Here is a 20,503-nt window from a genome sequence, read left to right as displayed (position 1 = left end):
CGTCCGGCTGACGGCGGGTGATCCGGCGACTCGGCCACCGGACCGGTCGCACCCGGCGAGCATGAGGACATGGATTCCGCGCTCGACCTGCTCCGGCAGCTGGTCGCCTCGCCATGGGTGTACCTGCTGATCTTCGGGCTCACCGCGGTCGACGCGTTCTTCCCGGCCGTGCCCGGCGAGGCGGCCGTGATCACCGCAGCCGTCATCTCCGCCACCGACGGACGCCCCAACATCATCGCCGTGATCGCGGCGGCCGCGCTCGGCGCCCTCGCCGGCGACCACATCTCGTACGCGATCGGGCGAGGCGGTGGGGCCCGCCGCCTGGCGCGGCTACCGGAACGGAGCCGGCGGCGGGCCGGATCGGAGTGGGCCCGTCGCGCGGTCGACCGCCGGGGCGGGGTCATCCTGACCACCGCCCGCTACATCCCGGGCGGCCGGACCGCCGTGACCCTCACCATGGGCGCGGTCCGGTACCCGCGCGGCTCCTTCCTCCTCTTCGACGCGATCGCCACCTCCACCTGGGGCATCTACTGCGGCCTGCTCGGCTACTTCGGCGGCCTGGCCTTCGAGCGCGACCCGATCAAGGGAGTGCTGGCCGGCCTCGGCCTCTCGATCGCGGTCACGGCACTGCTGGAGGTCATCCGTGCGCTGCGCCGCCGGGCCCGCCACCGCGCCGCCGAGCGGAGCTGAGCGGCGCCGACGGTCGCTGCGGCAGGAACGCGCCACCGTGCGGAACGGCGACGGCTGCCCGTCAGAGCAGATCGGCGTCGTGCACCAGGATCGCGACCTGGACCCGGTTGGCCAGCTGGAGCTTCGCCAACGCGCGGCTGACGTGCGCCTTCACGGTGGCCTCGCTCATCGCCAACCGGCGGGCGATCTCCGCGTTGGCGTGGCCGCGCGCCACCTCCCGCACGATCTCCAACTCCCGATCGGTCAGCAGGTCGAGCTGCTGCCGGGCGGCGGTCCGGCGTGCCGGACCACGCTCGGCGAAAGAGCTGATCAGACGGCGGGTCACCGTGGGGGCGAGCATCGCCTGCCCCACGGCCACCGTGCGGACGGCCGCGGCCAGTTCGCGGGGCGGCGTGTCCTTCAGCAGGAAGCCGACGGCCCCGGCGCGTAGCGCCCGGTGCACGTACTCGTCGAGGTCGAACGTGGTAAGCATGATCACCTTGGGACCGGCGGCCACCACCCGCGGCGCGGCGGTCAACCCGTCCGTGCCCGGCATCCGTACGTCGAGCAGCACCACGTCGGGTCGGAGCCGGTACGCCTCGACCAGCGCCGCGGCGCCGTCCGCTGCCTCGCCGACCACAGTGATGTCCGGGGCCGCCTCGAGGATCAGACGCAGGCCCGAGCGGACGAGCTGCTCGTCGTCGACGACCAGGACCCGGATCATGAGGGCCTCGGAGTAGGAATCAACGCCCTGACCAGGAAGCCGCCGTCGGTCGGCCAAGCTTCCAACCGGCCACCGAGCAGCTCGACCCGCTCCCGGAGGCCCACCAGCCCGAGGCCCGCACCAGGCAGCCCGAGGCCCGCGACCGGCCGGCCCGGTCGGGGGTTCGGCAGCACCGGGCGTTCGGCGGACGGGCCGTTGCGGACCTCGATTTCCACCCAGCCCGGGAGATACCGCAGGTGTACGGTCGCGTCGGCCTCCGGGGCATGCTTGCGTACGTTGGTCAGCGCCTCCTGGACCACGCGGTGAACGGTACGTCCCACGGTCGGCGGCACGGAGCGTGGTTGGCCCTCGTCCTGCCGCCGGACCCGCAGCCCGGCCACCCGGGATTCGCGCAGCAGTTCGGCCAAACCGCCGAGCAGGTCGTCACCCGGATCGGCCAGGGCGAAGGTGGGCTGACGCAGGACCCCCAGCACCTCGCGCAGATCGGTGAGCGCCTGCCGCCCGGTGGACCGGATCAGTGCCGCGGCCTCGACGGTCGCCGGCTCGGTTGCGGTGACCTCCAGCGCACCGGCGTGCACCACTATCAGCGACACCCGGTGGGCCACCACGTCGTGCATCTCCCGGGCGATCCGAGCCCGCTCCTCCACCCGTACCCGCTCGGCCCGCGCCTCCCGCTCCCGCGCCCCCCGTTCGGCTCTGTCCCGCAGTGCGACGACCACCTCCCGCCGCGACCTGACCAGAAGCCCCGCCATCAGCGGAAAGGCCACCAGACACAGAGCGGTGACCATCGCGTTGGCCGGAGTGGCAGTGGTGATCCGTCGTGGGCCACCGACGGCCAGCCCGATCAGCACTCCGACCGCCATCACGGCCACGGCGCCGACGAGGTACCAGGTGACCCGACGCCGGTCGGGGAGCCGGAGACCCGCCTGGTACGACGCGACCACCCCGGCCGGCCACGCGGCCATCGCCAGCCAACCGACCGCGGCGGCCAGGAACAGCGGCCAGCGGCGGGTCCGGACGACCGCCATCGCCCAACCGGACGCCACGGCGATCGGAAGCACGAGTACACCGGGCAGCGACGTACGGACCCCGAGCGCGCCGGTGCGGGATTCCCAGACGGCAACGGCCACGACCACCGCGACCAGCAGTGGCGCGTAGCGGTCGACAACCCGCCGAAGCTCGACGGTGCTGGAGGGCATGGGCCGAGCCTATGCTCGGCCCGGCGCTGCGGGCAGCGACGAACCCGAAGCCCGGGGTCGGGTGGGGGAGCTCCCTGATCCGCGCTCCGGGGTACTGGCTACTTAGGTCGCGGTCCAGTGTTGACCGACGGCCGATGGCGCGGACGACCGGCGCGACCAGCATCGAGATCATGAATCTGCTCGACCTGCTGCACCAGACGATGTCTTCACCCTGGGTCTACCTGGCGCTCTTCGCGATCGCCGTTCTCGACGGGTTCTTCCCGGTGGTGCCGAGCGAAACCGCAGTGATCACCGCAGGCGTGTTCGCCGCGTCCGGCGAACCGTCACTGCCGGCGGTGATCCTGGTCGCCGCGTCGGGTGCGCTGCTGGGCGACCACATCTCGTACGCCATCGGCCGCGGCGGCGGGGCCCGGCTGCTCGATCGACTTCCCATGGGCGGACGCCGACGTGCCGGGGTCGAGTGGGCCCGGCGCGGCATCGCCGCGCGGGGCGGCCTCATTCTCACGGTCGCCCGTTACGTTCCCGGCGGACGGACGGCTGTCACGCTCACCATGGGCGCGGTCGGCTATCCGCGGCAGCGCTTCTTCGCCTTCGACGCGCTCGCGGCCGGCTCCTGGGGGCTCTACTCGGCCCTGGTCGGTTACCTGGGCGGGCTCGCCTTCGAACAGGACCCCGTGCGCGGCCTGCTGCTCGGGCTCGGCCTGGCGCTGACCCTGACCGTCGTGGTGGAGGGGGTACGCCTGCTCCGCCGCCGCGGTCGGCGCCGCTCCGCCTCGACGGGCCGAGGTGTCGACAGGGAAATCCTGCTCAACCGCAGGCGTTGACCGGGGTCTCACCGCTCGGGCGGACGCCAGGTGACGCCGTTCAGCAGCTGGTCGGCGCCGAGCCAGGCCACGTTCATCATCCGCGTCGCGGTCTTCTCCGGATCAGCCTCCGGGTGATCGGCGAGCCAGTCGGCCAATGATTCGCTCGCACCGACCAGGGCGTACGCGGCCAGCTCCAGGTCGGCCCCCGCGATCTCGCGCCCCTCGGCGCGCAGCGCATGGTCGAGCATGCCGGCGACCACCTCGACCAGCCGGGCCCGCATGGCGGCGAGTTCTCCGGCGAACGGCTGCTCGCCGCGGGCCTGCCGGTAGAGCACCGCCCATCCGTCGCGGTGCGCGCCGACGAAGCCGAAGAACGCCCGGAGTCCTCTCCAGAGCCGTTCGTCGGCCGGCAGTTCGGGCGCGGCCGCACCAGCTATCGCCTCGGTCATCCGGGTGCCCTCGCGATGCAGGCAGGCGACGAAGAGTTCCTCCTTGGTGCCCAGGTACGCGTAGACCATCGGCTTGGAGATGCCGGCGTCCTCGGCGATCTCGTCCATGCTGGCCGCGTGGTAGCCGCGGCGCGAGAAGACCTTGACGGCCGCGTCCAGCATCTGCTGCTCGCGTACGGCCCGGGGCAGGCGCTTGAAGGTGGGAGTGCTGGACACCTTGCGAGCATACCTACTGGTGCGTAAGGTTACGCCAGAGTAACCAGAATCGCCCGCCCGGAAGGTGTTCCGCATGACTGACTTCGACCCGGCCAACTTCGCCAACGTCGGCCCGAAGGAGTTCGCCCAGCTGGTCAAGTCCACCCCGGACGACAAGATCGCCCAGGTGATGGCCGGCGACCTGCGCGGCAAGGTCCTCAGTGAGGTCTTCAACCGGATGCCGTCGCTGTTCCGGGCCGACCGGGCCGGTTCCACCAACGCGGTCATCCACTGGACCATCACCGGCCGCCCGGACGGCGGCAGCGACACCTACGAGGTGGTCATCGAGAACGGCACCTGCACCGTTCCCGAGACGCCGCAGCGCGACCCGAAGCTGACCCTCACCATGGGCCCGGTCGAGTTCCTCAAGATCGTGTCCGGTGGGGCGAACCCGGTGATGATGTTCATGACCGGCAAGCTCAAGGCCAAGGGTGACCTGGGTCTGGCGGCCAACATCGCCAACCTGTTCGACATCCCGAAGGCCTGACATGCCCGAGTTCTCGCTCGACCTGTCCGAGGAACAGCGGGACCTCCGGGACTGGGTGCACGGCTTCGCCGCCGAGGTCGTGCGCCCGGCCGCGGCCGAGTGGGACGCCCGGGAGGAGACTCCCTGGCCGATCATTCAGGAGGCGGCGAAGGTCGGCCTCTACGGTTTCGAGTTCCTCGCCACCTGCTGGGCCGACCCGACCGGACTCTCCCTCCCCATCGCCAGCGAAGAGCTGTTCTGGGGCGACGCCGGCATCGGCCTGAGCATCTTCGGCACCTCGCTCGCGGTCGCCGCGATCTACGGCGCCGGTACACCTGACCAGATGGTCGAGTGGGTGCCGCAGTGCTTCGGCTCGGTCGACGAGCCGGCCGTGGCCGCGTTCTGCACCAGCGAGCCGGAGGCCGGCTCCGACGTCGGCGCGATGCGCACCCGCGCCGCCTACGACGAGGCCACCGACGAGTGGGTGCTGACCGGCCAGAAGGCGTACGCCACCAACGGCGGCATCGCCGGGGTGCACGTGGTCACCGCCTCGATCGAGCCCGAGCTGGGCTCCCGCGGGCAGGCGGCGTTCGTCGTACCGCCCGGCACGCCGGGGCTCAACGCGACCCGCAAGCTGCGCAAGCTCGGCCTGCGCGCGTCGCACACCGCCGACGTCTTCCTCGACGACGTACGTGTGCCGGGGCGCTGCCTGCTCGGCGGCAAGGAGGCCCTGGACGAGCGGCTGGCCCGGGCCCGCTCCGGGCAACGCGCCTCGGGTCAGGCGGCGATGCGTACGTTCGAACTGTCCCGCCCCACCGTCGGTGCGCAGGCGCTCGGCGTGGCCCGGGCCGCATACGAGTACGCCCTGGACTACGCGAAGGAGCGGGTCCAGTTCGGGCGCCCGATCATCGAGAACCAGGCGGTCGCGTTCGCGCTGGCCGACATGAAGATGGAGATCGACGCGGCCCGGCTGCTCGTCTGGCGCGCGTCCTGGATGGGACGCAACAACCGGCCGTTCACGGCCGGTGAGGGCTCGATGTCCAAGCTCAAGGCCGGTGAGGTGGCCGTCTCGGTGACCGAGAAGGCGGTGCAGCTGCTCGGCGGTGCGGGCTTCCTGCGCGACCATCCGGTCGAGCGCTGGTACCGCGACGCGAAGATCTACACCATCTTCGAAGGCACGTCCGAGATCCAGCGGCTGGTCATCTCGCGCGCAATCTCGGGCATGCAGATCCGCTGACCGGCAGGGCGGGCTGACGGCGCCGGCCCGGAAGCGACTCTCCGGCCGGCGCCGTCCCCGGGACTCCAACGCACTTCCGGCCGCCGGCGCGGGGATCCCACCAAGCGGCCCCGAACGGCGATGCCGAGCGCTCGCACGTACCGTGCCGTCTTCGTCACGTGGCGCCGCCGCCAGCTGTGCCGAATCGCGGCACCCCAGGCATGATCAGGGCAGACACCCAGACGGGTAGAACAGTCCTCGGCCCCGCCCGGCCACACCCCTAGGAGGTCTGCGGCATGGACCTGCCCTTCATGGTCACCACGATGACCCGGCGAGGGCTGCTCACCCCCGGTCAGCCGATTCGGATCGCCTCGCAACTCAACGCGCTGCGCCGCTGGGGTTGGAGCCTGGCCGGCGAGCTCCGGCAGGCCGCCGCCCGGGATCCCGGCCGGACGGCGGTCGTCGACGAGCACGGCACCGAGCTGACCTATCAGGAGTTGCTCGACCGGGCCGAACGGATGGCCCGCTCTCTGCGGACGGCGCACGGTGTGCAGGCCGGGGAGCGGATCGGTGTGCTGTGCCGCAACCACCACGGTCTGATCGAGACGATCGTCGCGGCCACCCTGCTCGGGGTCGACGCGGTGCTGGTCAACACCGGGCTCTCCGCCGCGCAACTGGCAACCGTCGCCGAGGAACAGCGCCTACGCGTGTTGGTGCACGACGACGAGTTCACCGAGCGGGTGCTCGGTCTGCCGGCCGAACTGCCCCGCCTCGACGAACGCGCCCGTGAGGAGATGGTGGCCGGCGCACTCCCGGGCGAGCTGCAACCACCCGAGCGGGACGGGCGGATCATCGTCCTCACCTCCGGCACCACCGGTACGCCGAAGGGTGCCCGCCGCCCCACCCCGAACGGCTTCGGCCCGCTGGTGTCCATCATCGACCGCATCCCGCTGCACACCCGGGACCGGGTGATGATCGCCGCGCCGATCTTCCACACCTGGGGATTCGCCGCCCTCCAGGTCTGCTTCGCGCTGCGGGCCACCATCGTGCTGCACCGCCGCTTCGACCCGGCCGCCACGTTGGCCGCGCTCGTGGCGCACCGATGTGACGCGCTCTTCGCCGTACCGGTGATGGTGCAGCGACTGATGGAGGTGGCGCCGCCCTGGCCGCGCCCCCAGCTCAAGGTCGTGGCGGTGAGCGGCTCAGCGTTGCCCGGCGGACTCGCCACGCGGTTCATGGACGTCTACGGCGACGTCCTCTACAACCTGTACGGCTCGACCGAGGTCTCCTGGGCGTCCATCGCGGGTCCGGCCGAGCTGCGGGCGGCGCCCACCACCGCCGGCCGGCCACCACGCGGCACCCTGCTCCGCATCCTCGACGCCGAAGGCCGGCAGGTGCCGGACGGGCAGGTCGGCCGGATCTTCGTCGGCAACGAGATGCTGTTCGAGGGGTACACCACCGGGGCGAGCCGGGAGAGCCGCGACGGACTCCTCGACACCGGCGACCTCGGCCGGCTCACCCCCGACGGACTGCTCTTCGTCGACGGCCGCGCCGACGACATGATCGTCTCGGGTGGCGAGAACGTCTTCCCGTCCGAAGTGGAGAACCTGCTCGCGCAACTGCCCCAGGTACGCGAGGCGGCCGTGATCGGCGTGCCCGATCCGGAGTACGGCCAGCGCCTCGCGGCGTTCCTCGCCCTGCACGCCGGGGAGACGCTCGACCCGGAGGCCGTACGCGAGTACGTCCGGCACTACCTCGCCCGCTTCGCCGTACCACGCGACGTGGTCTTCGTGAAGTACCTGCCACGCAACGCCACCGGCAAGGTGCTGGCCCGGGAGCTGCGCCGCTACTACGGCTGACCCGGCAACGTCCCAGGTCGGGACCGGCGCGTCGGGCCGGGCGTGGGGGCGGCGCGTGGGGGCGGGCGTGGGGGCGGTGCGGTTGCCCGCGATCACTGGGGAGTTTCGATCCGCCCCTCGGCAGCCGCGGCGGCGATGTCGGTGCGGTGCTGCGAGCCGGCCAGTCCGATGCCGCGTACCAACTCGTAGGCGGCGTCCCGGGCGGCGGCCAGGTCGGGACCGGTGGCCGTGGCGGAGAGGACCCGCCCACCGGCGGAGACCAACGCGCCGTCGTCGGCCCGGCGGGCGGTGCCGGCGTGGATGACGCCGGGGCGGTCCGCGCCGGTGATCACGTCACCGGTACGCGGCGTACCCGGGTAACCCTCGGACGCGACCACGACGGTCACCGCGGCCCCGTCCCGCCAGCGCAGCGGCGGGTGCTCGGCCAGCGTGCCGGTGGCCGACGCGTGCAGCAGCCCGGCCAGCGGCGTCTCCAGCAACGCGAGCACCACCTGGGTCTCCGGGTCGCCGAAGCGGGCGTTGAACTCGATCACCCGGGGGCCGTTCGCGGTGATCGCGAGCCCGACGTAGAGCAGGCCGGCGAAGGGAGTGCCCCGGCGCCGCAGCTCGGCCAGGGTCGGGTGGACCACGTCCCGCATGACCTCGTCGACGAGGCCGGGCGAGGTCCACGGCAGCGGCGCGTACGCCCCCATGCCGCCGGTGTTCGGGCCGGTGTCGCCGTCACCGGCGCGCTTGAAGTCCTGTGCGGGCAGCAGCGGCACCGCGGCCTCGCCGTCGGTGACGACGAAGAGCGACACCTCGGGACCGGCGAGGTACTCCTCGATCACCACCCGGCCGCACTCGCGCGCGTGCTCCTCGGCGCGGGCCCGGTCGTCGGTGACCACCACGCCCTTGCCGGCGGCGAGCCCGTCGTTCTTGACCACGTACGGCGCGCCGAACTCGTCCAAAGCGCGGCCGACGCTCTCCGGGTCGGTGCAGGTGTAGGCGCGGGCGGTCGGCACGCCGGCGGCGATCATTACGTCCTTCGCGAACGCCTTCGACCCCTCCAGCTGGGCCGCCGCCGCGGACGGGCCGAACACCGGAATGCCCTTGGCGCGGACGGCGTCGGCGACCCCGGCGACGAGCGGCGCCTCCGGCCCGATCACCACGAGGTCGACCCCGGTCTCCACCGCGAGCGCGGCCACTGCCGCCGGATCGTTCGCGTCCACCGCGCGCAGCTCGGCCACCTCGGCGATGCCCGGATTGCCCGGCGCCGCGATCAGCTGCGTGACCGCCGGATCGGAAGCCAACCCGAGCGCGAGCGCATGCTCGCGCCCCCCACCACCCACCAGAAGTACCCGCACAGAAGGGCATCCTACTGACCCCCACCCCCCACCGGCTCCCCCCGCCCCGGCCGCCGCCCCGGCCGCCGCCCCGGTGATCAAGAGGTTTGCGTCACGGATAAACCCGAAGTTGACGCGAACCTCTTGATCAGCTGACGTGACGGGCCTCAGACGGGGCGGTGGGCGGCGGCGATGGCCTGGCGGACGGTCCACGGGATGTAGTCGGGACGCAGGGTGTCGGCCCAGGTGAAGCGGAGGACGGTCCATCCCGCGTTGACCAGGCGGTTCTGGCGGCGACGGTCGGCGAAAATCGCGCCCGGATTGTCGTGCGGCCCGCGGCCGTCGGCCTCGGCGATCACTCGCGGGGCACGCCAGCCCAGGTCACCGATGCCGAGCAGGTAGCCGTCGTCGTCGCATACCGCCAACTGGAGGGCGTCCGGCGGCACCCGGCCGTCGACGCACCGCAATCGGACGCGGGTCTCGAGCGGCGACTGCGCGCGCCCGTCGGCCTCAGCCAGATGGCGCCGGGCGAGGACGGCGCCGCGCCGGCCGCGGATCATCCCCGGCACCGCCAACAGGTCGTCCGCGATGAGCAGTTCCCGGTTCAGAGCGGAGTCGAGCACCGCAACCGCGGCGTACCGGTCGACTTTCAAAATGACATCCGCGACGGTGCGGAGCGGGGTGGTGGTCGGCAGGCCCGCGACGCCGGTCAGATCGTGGGGTGGGACCGTCAGTTGGTGCACCACCAACCACGGAGCCAGACCGCGCTGCGGTCGGGGTTGATCCACTGGTACCGAGACGTGGACTTCAGTGGTGGGACGCAGACCGGCGATGCCGTGGAGTTCGAGCGCCGTACCGAGGACGGCGAAGGAACCCGGGCCGAGGCTCGACACAGCAGCACGGATCCGGGCGCGTTGCAGCGCGGCTGCGTTCAGGTCCTCGGTCAGCACGAAGCACCCGCGCAGGATCCGCCGCCACCGGCCCGATCGGCACAGCTGCCGCACCTGGTCCCTGGTCAGGCCTGCGCGCAGGGCCTGCGCAAGGGTGACCATCCCGTCCTGGCCGACAGCCAATCCACGAAGAACATCGAGCGGCGTCATCACCCCACGATGTCGACCCGACCCCGTGTCCCGAAGCCCCTGTGGATAACCGGCGACCTCCTGTGGACAACGCCCGGAGGAGACCTGTTGATCAAGAGCTTCGCGTCACGCTCGCGCCGGATCCTGACGCAAAGCTCTTGATCAACGAAGCGACCCACGGGGCGCACCCGGGGCGCACCCGGGGCGGGGGCCGGGGGTTAGGGGATTAGGGGGTGTTGGACTACGTTTTCTTCGCGGCCGGGGCCTACGCCGATGACGCTTACCTTGGTACGGCAGAGCTCCTCGATGCGGGCGATGTAGCGGCGGGCGTTCTCCGGCAGGTCGTCGACGCTCCGGGCCTTGGTGATGTCCTCCCACCAGCCGTCCATCTCCTCGTAGACGGGCGTGGCGTGGTGGAAGTCGGTCTGGGTCATCGGCATGTCGTCGACCCGCTCGCCGTTGATCTCGTACCCGACGCAGATCGGCACCTTGGCCAGGCCGGTGAGCACGTCCAGCTTGGTGATCACCAGGTCGGTGACGCCGTTCAGGCGGCAGGCGTACCGGGCGACGACCGCGTCGAACCAGCCGCAGCGACGCTCCCGACCGGTGGTGGTGCCGTACTCGTGGCCGACCTTGCGCAGGTGCGCGCCGTTGTCGTCGAAGAGCTCGGTGGGGAACGGTCCGGAGCCGACCCGCGTGGTGTACGCCTTGCTGACCGCGATCACCTTCGTGATGGCGGTCGGCGGGATCCCAGCACCGACGCAGGCGCCGCCGGCTGTCGGGTTGGACGAGGTCACGAACGGGTAGGTGCCGTGGTCCATGTCGAGCATGGTGGCCTGGGCGCCCTCCAGCAGGACCGTGTCGCCCTGGTCCAGCGCGTCCCAGAGCAGGCCCCGGGTCTCCGTGATGTACGGCTTCAGCCGCTCGGCGTACTCCAGGTACTCCTCGACGGTCGCCTCGACGTCGATCGCCTTGCGGTTGTAGACCTTGAACAGGATCTGGTTCTTCTCGCGCAACGCGAGTTCCAGCTTCTTGCGCAGGATGCCCGGGTCGAGCAGGTCCTGCACCCGGATGCCCATCCGGGCGACCTTGTCGCCGTACGCCGGGCCGATGCCTCGGCCGGTCGTGCCGATCCGGGAGGAGCCGAGGTAGCGCTCGACCACCCGGTCCAGCGCCCGGTGGTGCGGCATGATCAGGTGCGCGTCGCCGGAGATGCGCAGGCGGGAGACGTCCACGCCCCGCTCCGCGAGGCCGTCGATCTCGGTGAGCAGGACCTTGGGGTCGACCACCACACCGTTGCCGATGACGATCTTCGCGCTCGGTGACAACGCACCCGAGGGCATCAGGTGCAGCGCGTACTTCTGGCCGTCCGGCGTGATCACCGTGTGGCCGGCGTTGTTGCCGCCGGAGTAACGCACCACGTAGTCGACCCGCTCACCCAGCAGGTCGGTAACCTTGCCCTTGCCCTCGTCGCCCCACTGAGCGCCGATGAGCACGATCGCTGGCATCTTCTCCGCCTCCAGAAGGCTCGGGTGCCAGGTGGCGACCGTTTGGCGAGCCCGGGGTGTCAGGCTAACAAGAGGTTGCGGCGCGACCGGCAGGGGTCGCGTCGAGAGGCAGGAGGCTCCTTCCGTGTACGACGTGGTGCTGCTCACCCTCGGCTCGGAGCGGGACGCCGCCCCGGGCTGCGGCAGCGGCGGAGCCTGCTGCGGCGGCGCGAGCGAGGCCGCCGAGGAGAAGCCGGAGCGCTGCGAGACGCCCCGGGTGCCGGTGCTGACCTGCGCGGACGCGCTGACGGCCCGGGGAGCCCGGGTGGAGATGGTCACCGCCCGATCGGACGCGGAGATCGACGAGGTGCTGGCCCGGCTCGACGGCCCGCCCCGCCCGGACGGCCTCACCTGGCCGGATTCGGATTCCAAGGTCCGGCTCGTGGTCGCCACGGCCAGTGACGCCCAGTTGCGCGCCGTGCTGCGCCGGCTGGTCCGGCGGTACGCTCCGCCGCCGAGCCGCCGCCCCGCGGACCTGCCCGGCAACCGAACCGTGCCCGACCTGCCGCCCGTCGGCGTACTGCCGCTGGATCCGGCCGGAAGCACCGGGCACCGCGACCTGGTCGCGCAGCTCGGGCTGTCCCGCGACCCGGCGGAGGTGGCCGCCGCCGTGCTGGACGGCACGCCCCGCCGGCTGGATCTGCTGCGCAACGACGGTGGCTCGGTGACTCTGGACGGCGCGCTGATCGGGGCCGCCGACGAGGCCGGTCGGCCGTTGCACTGGCGCGGACGGGTCGAGGTGGACGACACGGTGCTCTCCGACGGCGACGAACCGCTGATGGCCTGCGCCATCGGCAACGCCGGCGGGTACGCGACGCTCAACGACGTGACCCTGTTGAACCGGCCGGACCCGACCGACGAGTTGGTCGAGGTTGCCGTGGCGGTGCCGGTGGTGGCGCGCTCCACGTTCGGCCGCAAACGGGTACGCCTCGAGGTGCGCCGCGCCCGAGGACGTGCCGTGTCCGTGCTTCCCCGCGACGAGAAGGTGCCGTTCCTCGACGACGGCGCCGAAGGCGAGTTGAACCGGAAGCGGTCCTGGTGGACCGAGCCGGGCGCGTGGGCGGTCTGGGCCGCCTGACTCCCCGGCACCCGGTTCGCTGACCAGCCATCGGCGACCGTTGGGCCTATCCTCGGCAGGAGGACTGGGGAGGGACCGTGGTGGACGACAACGCCGACCGGGTGCACGTACCCGGCCAGCAGCCGGTGCCGGAGCGGGACATCGAACCACTGTGGCCCTCGGATCCGGCCGACGCCGCCGCTCCGCCCTGGGCCCCCGTGACCGCCCCGGTCGCCGCGGACACGACCGCGCCCCAGCGCGAGGCACCGGCCCCCGGCCCGGTCTCCGGGCAGCCGGCCTCGGGCACGCCGACCGGTACCGTCCCCGTCCAGCCGATCGCCGGCGCCGACGCCTACCCCTCGTTGATCAGCGCGCTGCCCCCGCCGAACGGCTGGGCGCCACCCGCCACCACCGCACCACCGCCGAACGGCTGGGCGCCACCTGGCACCACCGCACCACCGTCACCCGGCACCACCGCATCGCCACCGCCCGGCACCACGGCACCACCGCCATCCGGCACCACCGCTCCACCACCGCCCGGCGTGACCGTGAGCGACCGGGTGGCTGACGGCGACTCCGGCGCGGCAGTGGTCAGCGCGCTGGCTAGCGGGAAACCAGCGGCGGTCGGCGGACAGCCGGCGGTCGGCGGACAGCCGGCGGTCGGCGGACAGCCGGCGGTCGGCGGACAGCCGGCGGTCGGCGGACAGCCGGCGGTCGGCGGACAGCCGGCGGTCGGCGGACAGCCGGCGGTCGGCGGACAGCCGGCGGTCGGCGGACAGCCGGCGGTCGGCGGCGTCGACCTCAACCTGCCGTTCTCCCTCGATCAGGCACCCGGGCTGAGCGACGGCCGCGCAGTCGTCGACCAGGCGCCCCAGGCGGCTGCGACCGGGAGCGGACGCGGCGGGCCCGGACGGCCGCCGATCGCCGTCACCGACGAGGGCGACGCAAACCCGAGCGGCCGCACACCGGGCAACGGCGGGCCGACGGCCGACGGCGGACGGTCGCCGAACGCCATGACTGGGCCGGCCGGCACCGGGCGGACGGGTGACTCGCCATGGGCGTACCCGCCGCAGCGGGCCAACGCCGAGGCCGACCCGCCGTCCGCCCAGCTGGTGCAGGCGGAGGTCGACGCCGGTGCGGCGAACGGAACAGCGCCAACCCCGGCCGGCCCCGCGGCTCCAGCCGGCCCCGGTGATGCCGGCGAGAGTCTGGCCGCGACCGGCGTGCCGATAGTCGATGCCGTCGGGTCCGGCGTGCCACCGGCTTCGGCACCGGGTGCCGTTCCCTGGCTCGGCGTGGCGGAGGCGCAACCGTCACCCGCCCCGCGACCGGACGGTACGACAGCCGCGGCCGGCACCTTCAACTCCGACTGGCAACCGCCGCAGTGGCAGCAGAACGGGGACGGGGTCCCACCGACGGCACAGCAGCCGTACCAGCCGCAGCCGGGTGAAGTGGGTCCGGCACCCACCGGCCATCCGCCCGGCATCGGCCCCGCACCGACGGCGGAGGACTTCGCCCGGCGGCGGCAGGTACGGCCCGCCGATCCGGTCGCCACGATGGGCGTACGGGCGGTGGTCAACAGGATGGGTCTGCGACTGCCGCCGGGACGGCACGAACAGGAGCTCAGGCGCGAGATCGAGATGGTCCGCCGCAACTTCGGCGGGCTGCGCCAGGTGACGGTCGTCAACCCGAAGGGCGGCGCCGGTAAGACGGTGGCGATCCTGCTGCTCGCCATGACGTTCGGGCAGAAGCGCGGCGGCTACGTGCTGGCCTGGGACAACAACGAGACCCAGGGCACCCTCGGGATGCGGGCGCAGCAGGACTTCCACTCCCGCACCGTGCGGGATCTGCTTCGCGACCTCGGCCAGTTCCAGGGCGCGCACGGGAGGGTCGGCGACCTGTCGCAGTACGTCCGTTCGCAGGGCGAGGGGATGTTCGACGTACTCGCCTCGGACGAGTCGGCCACCGGTGGCGAGATGCTCACCGCGTCCGCGTTCGCCGAGATCCGCGAGGTGGTCAGCCGCTTCTACAAGCTGATCTTCGTGGACACCGGGAACAACGTCCGGGCGCAGAACTGGCAGGCCGCCATGGACGCGACCGATCAGCTCGTGGTCACTATGTCCGCCCGTAACGACTCGGCGGAGACGGCCGCCCGGATGCTCGACCACCTGGAGCAGAGCGGCCGGCAGCGGCTGGTCCGCCAGGCGGTCACCGTGGTGTCGATGCCCCCGTCCCGCAAGGACATCGACCTGCCCGCGATCCAGGAGCACTTCGCCGCCCGTACCCGGGCGGTGCTGCTCGCGCCGTACGAGCGGCTCATCGACAGCGGCGAGCCGATCCGGTACAGCGGACTCTCCACGGCCACCCGCGACGCCTGGCTGAAGATCGCCGCCGCGGTGGCCGAGGGGCTGTAGGCGCCGGACGGGCGTGCGGCGCTCGGTGGCCGGCGCGGCGGGCATCGAGCCGGCCACCGATCGCTGGGGTCAGTTGCTGGACAGTGCGTCCGCGGCAGCCGGGTCGCAGTCGCGGAGGAACTGGGCGCAGCGGGCCGCCTCGTCCGCCTCGCCGATCTCGTCGGCCGCGCGGGAGAGCACGTAGAGGCAGCGGAGGAAGCCCTGGTTCGGCTCGTGCGACCAGGGCACCGGGCCGTGCCCCTTCCAGCCGTTGCGCCGTAGTTGATCGAGGCCCCGGTGGTAGCCGGTGCGTGCGTAGGCGTACGCCTGGACGGCCTGGCCCGCCGCGAGCGCCCGGGCGGCGAGTGCCCCCCACGCCGCGCTGTACGTCGGATACCGCGCCGCCACCTCGGCGAGCGCCTCGTCACCGCCGTCGGTCTCGGCGGCGGCCAACGCGGCGTCGGCCTCGTCGTGCGCGGGGAGGAGGGTGGCCGGGGGCTCCGGCATGAGGTTCTGCATCGCCCCATTCAACCCGCTTCGCCCTGGGACACGCGAGCGGGTCGGCCCAGCTCGCTGGCTGAACGGCTGAGGAGTTGGTCACGCCTGCGGCCTATGCCGGAGGAAGGTGTTTTCCGTTACAACTATTGGTCCGGAGCCTCCCCAGGACCCGGTTATGCAGGAGCCCGGTGGCTACCGCCGCCGGGCTCCTGTCGCGTCCGCCGGGAACATGTGAACTGCGGAAAGCTTTCGCCGCGAAGGCGCGCCGCAGGCTGGCCCCACCCGGCCCGGGTGGCCCGGCCGCCATTCGTCGGATTGGACCTGCCGAGGCAGGATGGCCGAGTGCCCACCCCACCACCCGCGGACGTCATCGAACCGCATGCCACGAACGAGATCGAAACCCGCGTCGAGTTCGACAGGCGGTTGGCCGGCGGCGACCTGACCGGCCTGACCGTGCAGGGCCTCCGGCTCGACCTGGACCCGGTGCCCGACCTGAGCCGGGTCACGGTGGCCGGGACGCTCTTCGTCGGCTGCCGCTTCGTTTCGCGGGAGGTCGGCGCCGACCTGGTCCGGCGTGGCGCCAACGTGGTTCCGCCCTTTTCCGGGTTGCCGTACCCGACCCAGCCGAGCCACCTCTACACGCCGGAGGACCTGGCCGCCGGGTTCGCCGAGGCGGGGTTCGAAGGGATGTACGACACCCGGGTGTACGCGCACTTCCGGGCGCACGGCGGCGCGCTGCCGGACGTCAAGGAGGCGCTCGGCCAGCGGCTGCACGACCACGGGGTCGACAACGCGCTCGCCGACGCGACCCGCTCCTGGCTGGCCGCGTACGGGCCGCAGTCGGTGGTCGGGATCATGGGCGGGCACGCGGTACCGCGCGGCAGCGTGCCGTACCGGATGGCCGCCGTACTCGGCTGGGAGCTGGCCCGGGCCGACCGGCTCGTGATCACCGGCGGCGGCCCGGGCGTGATGGAGGCCGCGAACCTCGGCGCCTACCTCGCCGGCCACCCGGCGGAAGAGTTGACCGAGGCGATCGACCTGCTGGCGACGGCGCCCGACTTCACCGACCACGACCGGTACACGGCGGTGGCGCTGCGGGTACGCGAACGGCACGCCCCGCCGGTGCCCCGGCAGCGCGGCGCGGACGACCTGGCGTGGGCGCGGGCCGGCGGGCTCGCCGTCCCGACCTGGCTGTACGGGCACGAACCGGCGAACCTCTTCGCCGGCCGGATCGCCAAGTACTTCTCCAACGCGATCCGTGAGGACACGATCCTCCGGCTCGCCCGGGGCGGGATCGTGTTCGCGCCGGGGCGCGCCGGCACCGTGCAGGAGGTGTTCCAGGCGGCGACGAAGACGTTCTACGGCACGGACGGTTCCAGTGGCGCGTACGTCTTCCTCGACCGCACCTTCTGGACCACCGAACTGCCCGTCGAGTCGCTGCTCCGCCCGCTGCTGGCCGGCTCCCCGCTCGGCGACCTGTCGCCGAGCATCCACCTCACCGACGACGTCCACGAGGCCGTCCGGCTACTGACGGCGGGGTAGGCAGCGGCGGCGTCATCGTCACCGGGCGACGAGGCACGCGACGACACGCGGGGCAGCTCGTATGTCGCCCGGGAACGCCGACGGCCGGCCCCCGAGGGGACCGGCCGTCGGGTCGTCCGTCCTACTTGCTCATCTTGGTGCCGGTCGAGCGCAGGGCCTCGCAGGCCTCGACGACCCGGGCGGCCATGCCGGCCTCGGCGGCCTTGCCCCAGACCCGCGGGTCGTACATCTTCTTGTTGCCGACCTCGCCGTCGACCTTCAGCACGCCGTCGTAGTTGCGGAACATGTGGTCGGCCACCGGCCGGGTGAAGGCGTACTGGGTGTCGGTGTCGATGTTCATCTTCACCACGCCGTAATCGAGCGCCTCACGGATCTCGGACAGCAGGGAGCCGGAGCCGCCGTGGAAGACCAGGCTGAGCGGCTTCTCCTTGTTGTACTTGGCGCCCACCGCCATCTGGATGTGGTTGAGCACCTCCGGGCGGAGCTTGACGTTGCCCGGCTTGTAGACGCCGTGCACGTTGCCGAACGTCAGCGCCGCCATGTAGCGGCCCTTCTCGCCCAGGCCGAGCGCTTCGACCATGGCGAGACCGTCCTCGACGGTGGTGTAGAGCTTCTCGTTGATCGCGTTCTCGACGCCGTCCTCCTCGCCACCGACGACGCCGACCTCGATCTCGAGGACGATCTTGCCCTTGGCGGCCTCGGTGAGGAGCTGCTCGGCGATCTCCAGGTTCTCCGCCACCGGCACCGCGGAGCCGTCCCACATGTGCGACTGGAACAGCGGCTCCTCGCCGCGCTTCACCCGCTCCTGCGAGATCCCCATGAGCGGCCGGACGAACTTGTCCAGCTTGTCCTTCGGGCAGTGGTCGGTGTGCAGGGCGATGTTGACCGGGTAGTTCTTCGCCACCTCGTGCGCGTACGCGGCGAAGGCCGCCGCACCGCTGACCATGTTCTTGATCGACGGGCCGGAGAGGTACTCGGCGCCACCGGTGGAGACCTGGACGATGCCGTCGCTCTCCGCGTCGGCGAAGCCCTTGAGCGCCGCGTGCAGCGTCTGCGAGGAGGTCACGTTGATCGCGGGGTACGCGAACCGGCCAGCCTTGGCGCGGTCCAGCATCTCCGCGTAGGCCTCGGGGGAAGCGATGGGCATGTCGAACGCTCCTTCTTACCGCTCTCGGCCGTGCTGGCCGCTGTTGTCCATTGGTGCGCCGGACCGCACTGTCCTCCGTCGGGCAGTATCCCGCAGCGCGGCCGACCGGCCGCCACCGACCCTGTGCGGGTCCACCGGCCGGTGACCTTCGGCGCCGGCGGTCACCGCCCCTCCAGCCGGTCCGGGAGCGCGACACTGATCAGCCAGGTGACCACAGCCATAACGATGGCGCCCCAGAACGCGGACCAGAAACCGTCGATCTGGAACGGGAGGTCGAGCGCGCGGGCGATCCGGTCGGTCAGCAGGAACAGCAGCGCGTTGACCACCAGTGCGAACAGGCCCAGGGTCAGCAGGTAGAAGATGCAACCGACAACCTTGATGACCGGCTTGAGGACCGCGTTCACGAGGCCGAAGATCAGCGCCACGACGACCAGGGTGAGCACCGTGTTGGCCCCCGACCGGCCGCCGACGTGGACCCCGGGCACGATCAGCGTGGTGATCCACAGCGCAACCGCGGTGATCGCCCACCGGATCAGGAAGCCCACCGTCCCATCCTGGCATCGACGGTACGCGCCGGTGGGCCGATTCGGAGATCCTTCAGCGAAGCCGGGTGACCCGTTCCGGGTTCGCCGCGGCCCACTGGGCCAGCCGGTCTTCCCGCAACGCGGTGAGGAAGGCCGGTGCGGCCTGCGGGTCGGCGCGCAGCCCCAGGCCGCCCGTTTCGCCCGTGGAGGTGGGTGAGCTGGGAACCTCCGGCCACACGACCGGCAGGCTGAGCCCGACGGGATCGGCAGACGACAGTTCCGGTACCACCCGCAGCAGGTCGGGCACCGACATATTGCCCGCCACGGTCAACTCCGGTGTGATCGCGGCGAGGATGCGGGACATCTGCACCGGGTCGGTCAACGCGCCCTGCTCGGCGACCTGCCGCACCACGCCGGCCGCGAACCGCTGGGCGTTGCGGTCGCGGTCCAGCGCGCCGTCCGGCATCCCGCGGCGCTGCCGGAGCAGGTCGAGGCTGGCCGCGCCGTCGAGGCGGTGACAGCCAGCGGGGTAGACCCGCCGGGTGTGGACGGACTCAACCTGCTGCGGCAGGCAGATCTCCACCCCGCCCAGCACGTCGGTCGCCTTCCGCATCGCGGAGAAGGTCAGGACCACGCCGGCATCGACGCGTACGCCGGTCAGGTCGGCGACGACCCGGCGCGTCAGGTCGTACCCCTTGCTCCGGTCGGGGTGTTCGGATCCGGCGCCGTACGCGAAGGCCGCGTTGAGCTTGCTCCGCTGGAACCCGGGGATCTTCACCTCCAGGTCCCGAGGGAGCGAGATCAGGTAGGGCCGGCTGCGGTCGGCCGGGATGTGCACGATCAGCACCGAGTCGGCCGACGGCGGTGCTCCGTCCGACCTCGTGTCAAGGCCGAGCACCAGCAGGTTCAGGGCTCCGGTGGGCAGCCCTGTCGACGGCCCGGCGACGGTTGGGGCGTGCTGCGGACTCGGGCGGGGCGCGAGCTGCGGTAACCCGACGCCGAGCGCGCCGACCAGGGCGAGCGCGACACCGGCCGCGCGGACCCGCTGCCGACGGCGACGACGCACGGCGGCCACCCGGTCGATCGCCGCGCGCACCGGACCGGCCGGTGGTGTCAGCGCTTCGTGCCGGGTGAACGCGGCACGCAGCTCTCTCTCAGTCACGAGCAGACCTCCACGTATTCGGTCCGAAGGGTGGCCAGGGCGCGGGAAATCGACGAGCGCACGGTGCCGACGGCGCAGCCCAGGATGTCCGCGATCTCCGCGTCCGGCAGGTCCTCGTAGTAGCGCAGCACCAGGCTGGCCCGCTGGCGGCGGGGCAACCGGGCCAGCCAGGACCAGACCTGGTCCCGGTCCACGGAGGACTGGGCGTGATCGCTGGGTGCGGGCACGGCCTCGTCCGGCTCCGCGCGCAACAGCACCCGGCGCACCCACGAGCCCCGCCGCCAGTCGATGTACTGGTTGGTGAGCATCCGGCGCACGTACCGCTCGGGCGAGTCGGCCCGAGCCACCCGCCGCCAGTTGAGCTGTACCCGGACCATCGTCTCCTGCACCAGGTCCTCCGCCTGGTGTGGATCACCGGTGAGCATCACCGCGTACCGCAGCAACGCGGCCAGACGCGGGTCGGCGAACTCTTCGTACGTCACCACACCTCCCGAGCTCCTGCTCCTGATGACGGATCCGGGCGGACGAAACATTGCGGCGGCCCGCCGTCTCCTCCCGGATCCTCTGATGCCGAAGGGCAGGCGAAAAC

19 protein-coding genes are annotated in these 20,503 nt (G+C 72.2%); 8 read left to right on the top strand and 11 right to left on the bottom strand.

The features are described from left to right. Positions 1–69: 69 nt before the first annotated feature. Complete coding sequence (locus BXA10_RS06950) at positions 70–690, top strand: DedA family protein (RefSeq protein ID WP_076468764.1); 621 nt, start codon at positions 70–72, stop codon at positions 688–690. Between the two features lie 61 nt (positions 691–751). Here the strand turns inward: BXA10_RS06950 and BXA10_RS06945 are convergent, their stop codons facing one another. After that, positions 752–1,393 carry a response regulator gene (locus BXA10_RS06945; protein WP_076468761.1) on the bottom strand — a complete coding sequence of 214 codons (642 nt, stop codon included), beginning with the start codon at positions 1,391–1,393 and terminating at the stop codon, positions 752–754. Then, positions 1,390–2,592, bottom strand: coding sequence for a sensor histidine kinase (locus BXA10_RS06940; RefSeq protein ID WP_076468759.1), 1,203 nt, complete (start codon positions 2,590–2,592; stop codon positions 1,390–1,392). The genes BXA10_RS06945 and BXA10_RS06940 overlap by 4 nt, the downstream gene beginning before the upstream one ends. Positions 2,593–2,726: 134 nt before the next feature. On the opposite strand from BXA10_RS06940, the gene BXA10_RS06935 reads away from it, so the two are divergent. Then, the gene (locus tag BXA10_RS06935) at positions 2,727–3,416 is read left to right on the top strand and encodes a DedA family protein (protein WP_425436041.1); all 690 of its coding nucleotides are present in this window, start codon (positions 2,727–2,729) and stop codon (positions 3,414–3,416) included. Positions 3,417–3,424: 8 nt separating this feature from the next. Here the strand turns inward: BXA10_RS06935 and BXA10_RS06930 are convergent, their stop codons facing one another. Beyond that, positions 3,425–4,063 (bottom strand): TetR/AcrR family transcriptional regulator, encoded by a 639-nt coding sequence (locus BXA10_RS06930; RefSeq protein ID WP_076468756.1) that lies wholly within the window; start codon positions 4,061–4,063, stop codon positions 3,425–3,427. A gap of 73 nt (positions 4,064–4,136) precedes the next feature. Between BXA10_RS06930 and BXA10_RS06925 the strand changes: the two genes are divergently transcribed. The 3 genes from BXA10_RS06925 (at position 4,137) to BXA10_RS06915 (ending at position 7,643) form a co-directional block, all read left to right on the top strand. Then, a complete protein-coding gene (locus BXA10_RS06925) occupies positions 4,137–4,589 on the top strand; it encodes an SCP2 sterol-binding domain-containing protein (protein WP_076468753.1) in 453 nt (150 codons plus the stop codon). Between the two features lies 1 nt (position 4,590). After that, the gene (locus BXA10_RS06920) at positions 4,591–5,805 is read left to right on the top strand and encodes an acyl-CoA dehydrogenase family protein (RefSeq protein WP_076468751.1); all 1,215 of its coding nucleotides are present in this window, start codon (positions 4,591–4,593) and stop codon (positions 5,803–5,805) included. Positions 5,806–6,080: 275 nt separating this feature from the next. After that, positions 6,081–7,643 carry an AMP-binding protein gene (locus tag BXA10_RS06915; RefSeq protein WP_076468749.1) on the top strand — a complete coding sequence of 521 codons (1,563 nt, stop codon included), beginning with the start codon at positions 6,081–6,083 and terminating at the stop codon, positions 7,641–7,643. Between the two features lie 92 nt (positions 7,644–7,735). On the opposite strand, the gene purD is transcribed toward BXA10_RS06915, so the two are convergent. The 3 genes from purD to BXA10_RS06900 all read right to left on the bottom strand — a co-directional run bounded on the left by purD (position 7,736) and on the right by BXA10_RS06900 (position 11,552). Further along, complete coding sequence (gene purD / locus BXA10_RS06910) at positions 7,736–8,986, bottom strand: phosphoribosylamine--glycine ligase (protein ID WP_076468746.1); 1,251 nt, start codon at positions 8,984–8,986, stop codon at positions 7,736–7,738. Positions 8,987–9,132: 146 nt separating this feature from the next. Then, positions 9,133–10,065 (bottom strand): type IV toxin-antitoxin system AbiEi family antitoxin domain-containing protein, encoded by a 933-nt coding sequence (locus BXA10_RS06905; RefSeq protein WP_076468743.1) that lies wholly within the window; start codon positions 10,063–10,065, stop codon positions 9,133–9,135. A gap of 197 nt (positions 10,066–10,262) precedes the next feature. Next, positions 10,263–11,552, bottom strand: a complete 1,290-nt coding sequence (locus BXA10_RS06900; protein ID WP_076468741.1) for an adenylosuccinate synthase — start codon at positions 11,550–11,552, stop codon at positions 10,263–10,265. A gap of 124 nt (positions 11,553–11,676) precedes the next feature. Between BXA10_RS06900 and BXA10_RS06895 the strand changes: the two genes are divergently transcribed. Both BXA10_RS06895 and BXA10_RS06890 read left to right on the top strand, forming a co-directional pair. Continuing rightward, positions 11,677–12,669 (top strand): diacylglycerol kinase family protein, encoded by a 993-nt coding sequence (locus tag BXA10_RS06895; RefSeq protein WP_076468738.1) that lies wholly within the window; start codon positions 11,677–11,679, stop codon positions 12,667–12,669. Positions 12,670–12,746: 77 nt separating this feature from the next. Next, the gene (locus tag BXA10_RS06890) at positions 12,747–15,062 is read left to right on the top strand and encodes a hypothetical protein (protein ID WP_076468735.1); all 2,316 of its coding nucleotides are present in this window, start codon (positions 12,747–12,749) and stop codon (positions 15,060–15,062) included. 69 nt (positions 15,063–15,131) lie between these two features. Here BXA10_RS06890 and BXA10_RS06885 read toward each other — a convergent pair whose 3' ends face one another. After that, entirely contained in the window at positions 15,132–15,560 is a 429-nt protein-coding gene (locus BXA10_RS06885; protein WP_076468733.1) for a DUF3151 domain-containing protein, read from the bottom strand. A 321-nt stretch (positions 15,561–15,881) separates the two neighbouring features. Between BXA10_RS06885 and BXA10_RS06880 the strand changes: the two genes are divergently transcribed. Then, on the top strand, positions 15,882–17,081 hold the full coding sequence (locus tag BXA10_RS06880; protein WP_175649135.1) for an LOG family protein: 1,200 nt from the start codon (positions 15,882–15,884) through the stop codon (positions 17,079–17,081). A 121-nt stretch (positions 17,082–17,202) separates the two neighbouring features. On the opposite strand, the gene fbaA is transcribed toward BXA10_RS06880, so the two are convergent. From fbaA to BXA10_RS06860, 4 genes are all read right to left on the bottom strand, one after another. After that, positions 17,203–18,228: a class II fructose-bisphosphate aldolase gene (fbaA, locus tag BXA10_RS06875; protein WP_076468729.1), complete on the bottom strand. Its 1,026-nt coding sequence runs from the start codon at positions 18,226–18,228 to the stop codon at positions 17,203–17,205. A gap of 161 nt (positions 18,229–18,389) precedes the next feature. Beyond that, positions 18,390–18,773, bottom strand: a complete 384-nt coding sequence (locus BXA10_RS06870; RefSeq protein WP_076468727.1) for a phage holin family protein — start codon at positions 18,771–18,773, stop codon at positions 18,390–18,392. A 52-nt stretch (positions 18,774–18,825) separates the two neighbouring features. Continuing rightward, a complete protein-coding gene (locus BXA10_RS06865; protein WP_076468725.1) occupies positions 18,826–19,914 on the bottom strand; it encodes an LCP family protein in 1,089 nt (362 codons plus the stop codon). After that, positions 19,911–20,396, bottom strand: a complete 486-nt coding sequence (locus BXA10_RS06860) for a SigE family RNA polymerase sigma factor (RefSeq protein WP_084752315.1) — start codon at positions 20,394–20,396, stop codon at positions 19,911–19,913. The genes BXA10_RS06865 and BXA10_RS06860 overlap by 4 nt, the downstream gene beginning before the upstream one ends. Positions 20,397–20,503: the final 107 nt, after the last annotated feature.

The sequence above is a fragment of the Micromonospora avicenniae genome, from assembly GCF_900156065.1.
GTDB lineage: Bacteria > Actinomycetota > Actinomycetes > Mycobacteriales > Micromonosporaceae > Micromonospora > Micromonospora avicenniae.
The sequence above is the reverse complement of the archived record's forward strand: the minus strand, read 5'-3'. Positions and strand labels throughout refer to the sequence as shown.

Coding starts and splice junctions, on each gene's coding strand:
- BXA10_RS06950 (WP_076468764.1), top strand. CDS start 70: ATGGATTCCGCGCTCGACCTGCTCCGGCAGCTGGTCGCCTCGCCATGG.
- BXA10_RS06945 (WP_076468761.1), bottom strand. CDS start 1,393: ATGATCCGGGTCCTGGTCGTCGACGACGAGCAGCTCGTCCGCTCGGGC.
- BXA10_RS06940 (WP_076468759.1), bottom strand. CDS start 2,592: ATGCCCTCCAGCACCGTCGAGCTTCGGCGGGTTGTCGACCGCTACGCG.
- BXA10_RS06935 (WP_425436041.1), top strand. CDS start 2,727: ATGGCGCGGACGACCGGCGCGACCAGCATCGAGATCATGAATCTGCTC.
- BXA10_RS06925 (WP_076468753.1), top strand. CDS start 4,137: ATGACTGACTTCGACCCGGCCAACTTCGCCAACGTCGGCCCGAAGGAG.
- BXA10_RS06920 (WP_076468751.1), top strand. CDS start 4,591: ATGCCCGAGTTCTCGCTCGACCTGTCCGAGGAACAGCGGGACCTCCGG.
- BXA10_RS06915 (WP_076468749.1), top strand. CDS start 6,081: ATGGACCTGCCCTTCATGGTCACCACGATGACCCGGCGAGGGCTGCTC.
- BXA10_RS06905 (WP_076468743.1), bottom strand. CDS start 10,065: ATGACGCCGCTCGATGTTCTTCGTGGATTGGCTGTCGGCCAGGACGGG.
- BXA10_RS06900 (WP_076468741.1), bottom strand. CDS start 11,552: ATGCCAGCGATCGTGCTCATCGGCGCTCAGTGGGGCGACGAGGGCAAG.
- BXA10_RS06885 (WP_076468733.1), bottom strand. CDS start 15,560: ATGCAGAACCTCATGCCGGAGCCCCCGGCCACCCTCCTCCCCGCGCAC.
- fbaA (WP_076468729.1), bottom strand. CDS start 18,228: ATGCCCATCGCTTCCCCCGAGGCCTACGCGGAGATGCTGGACCGCGCC.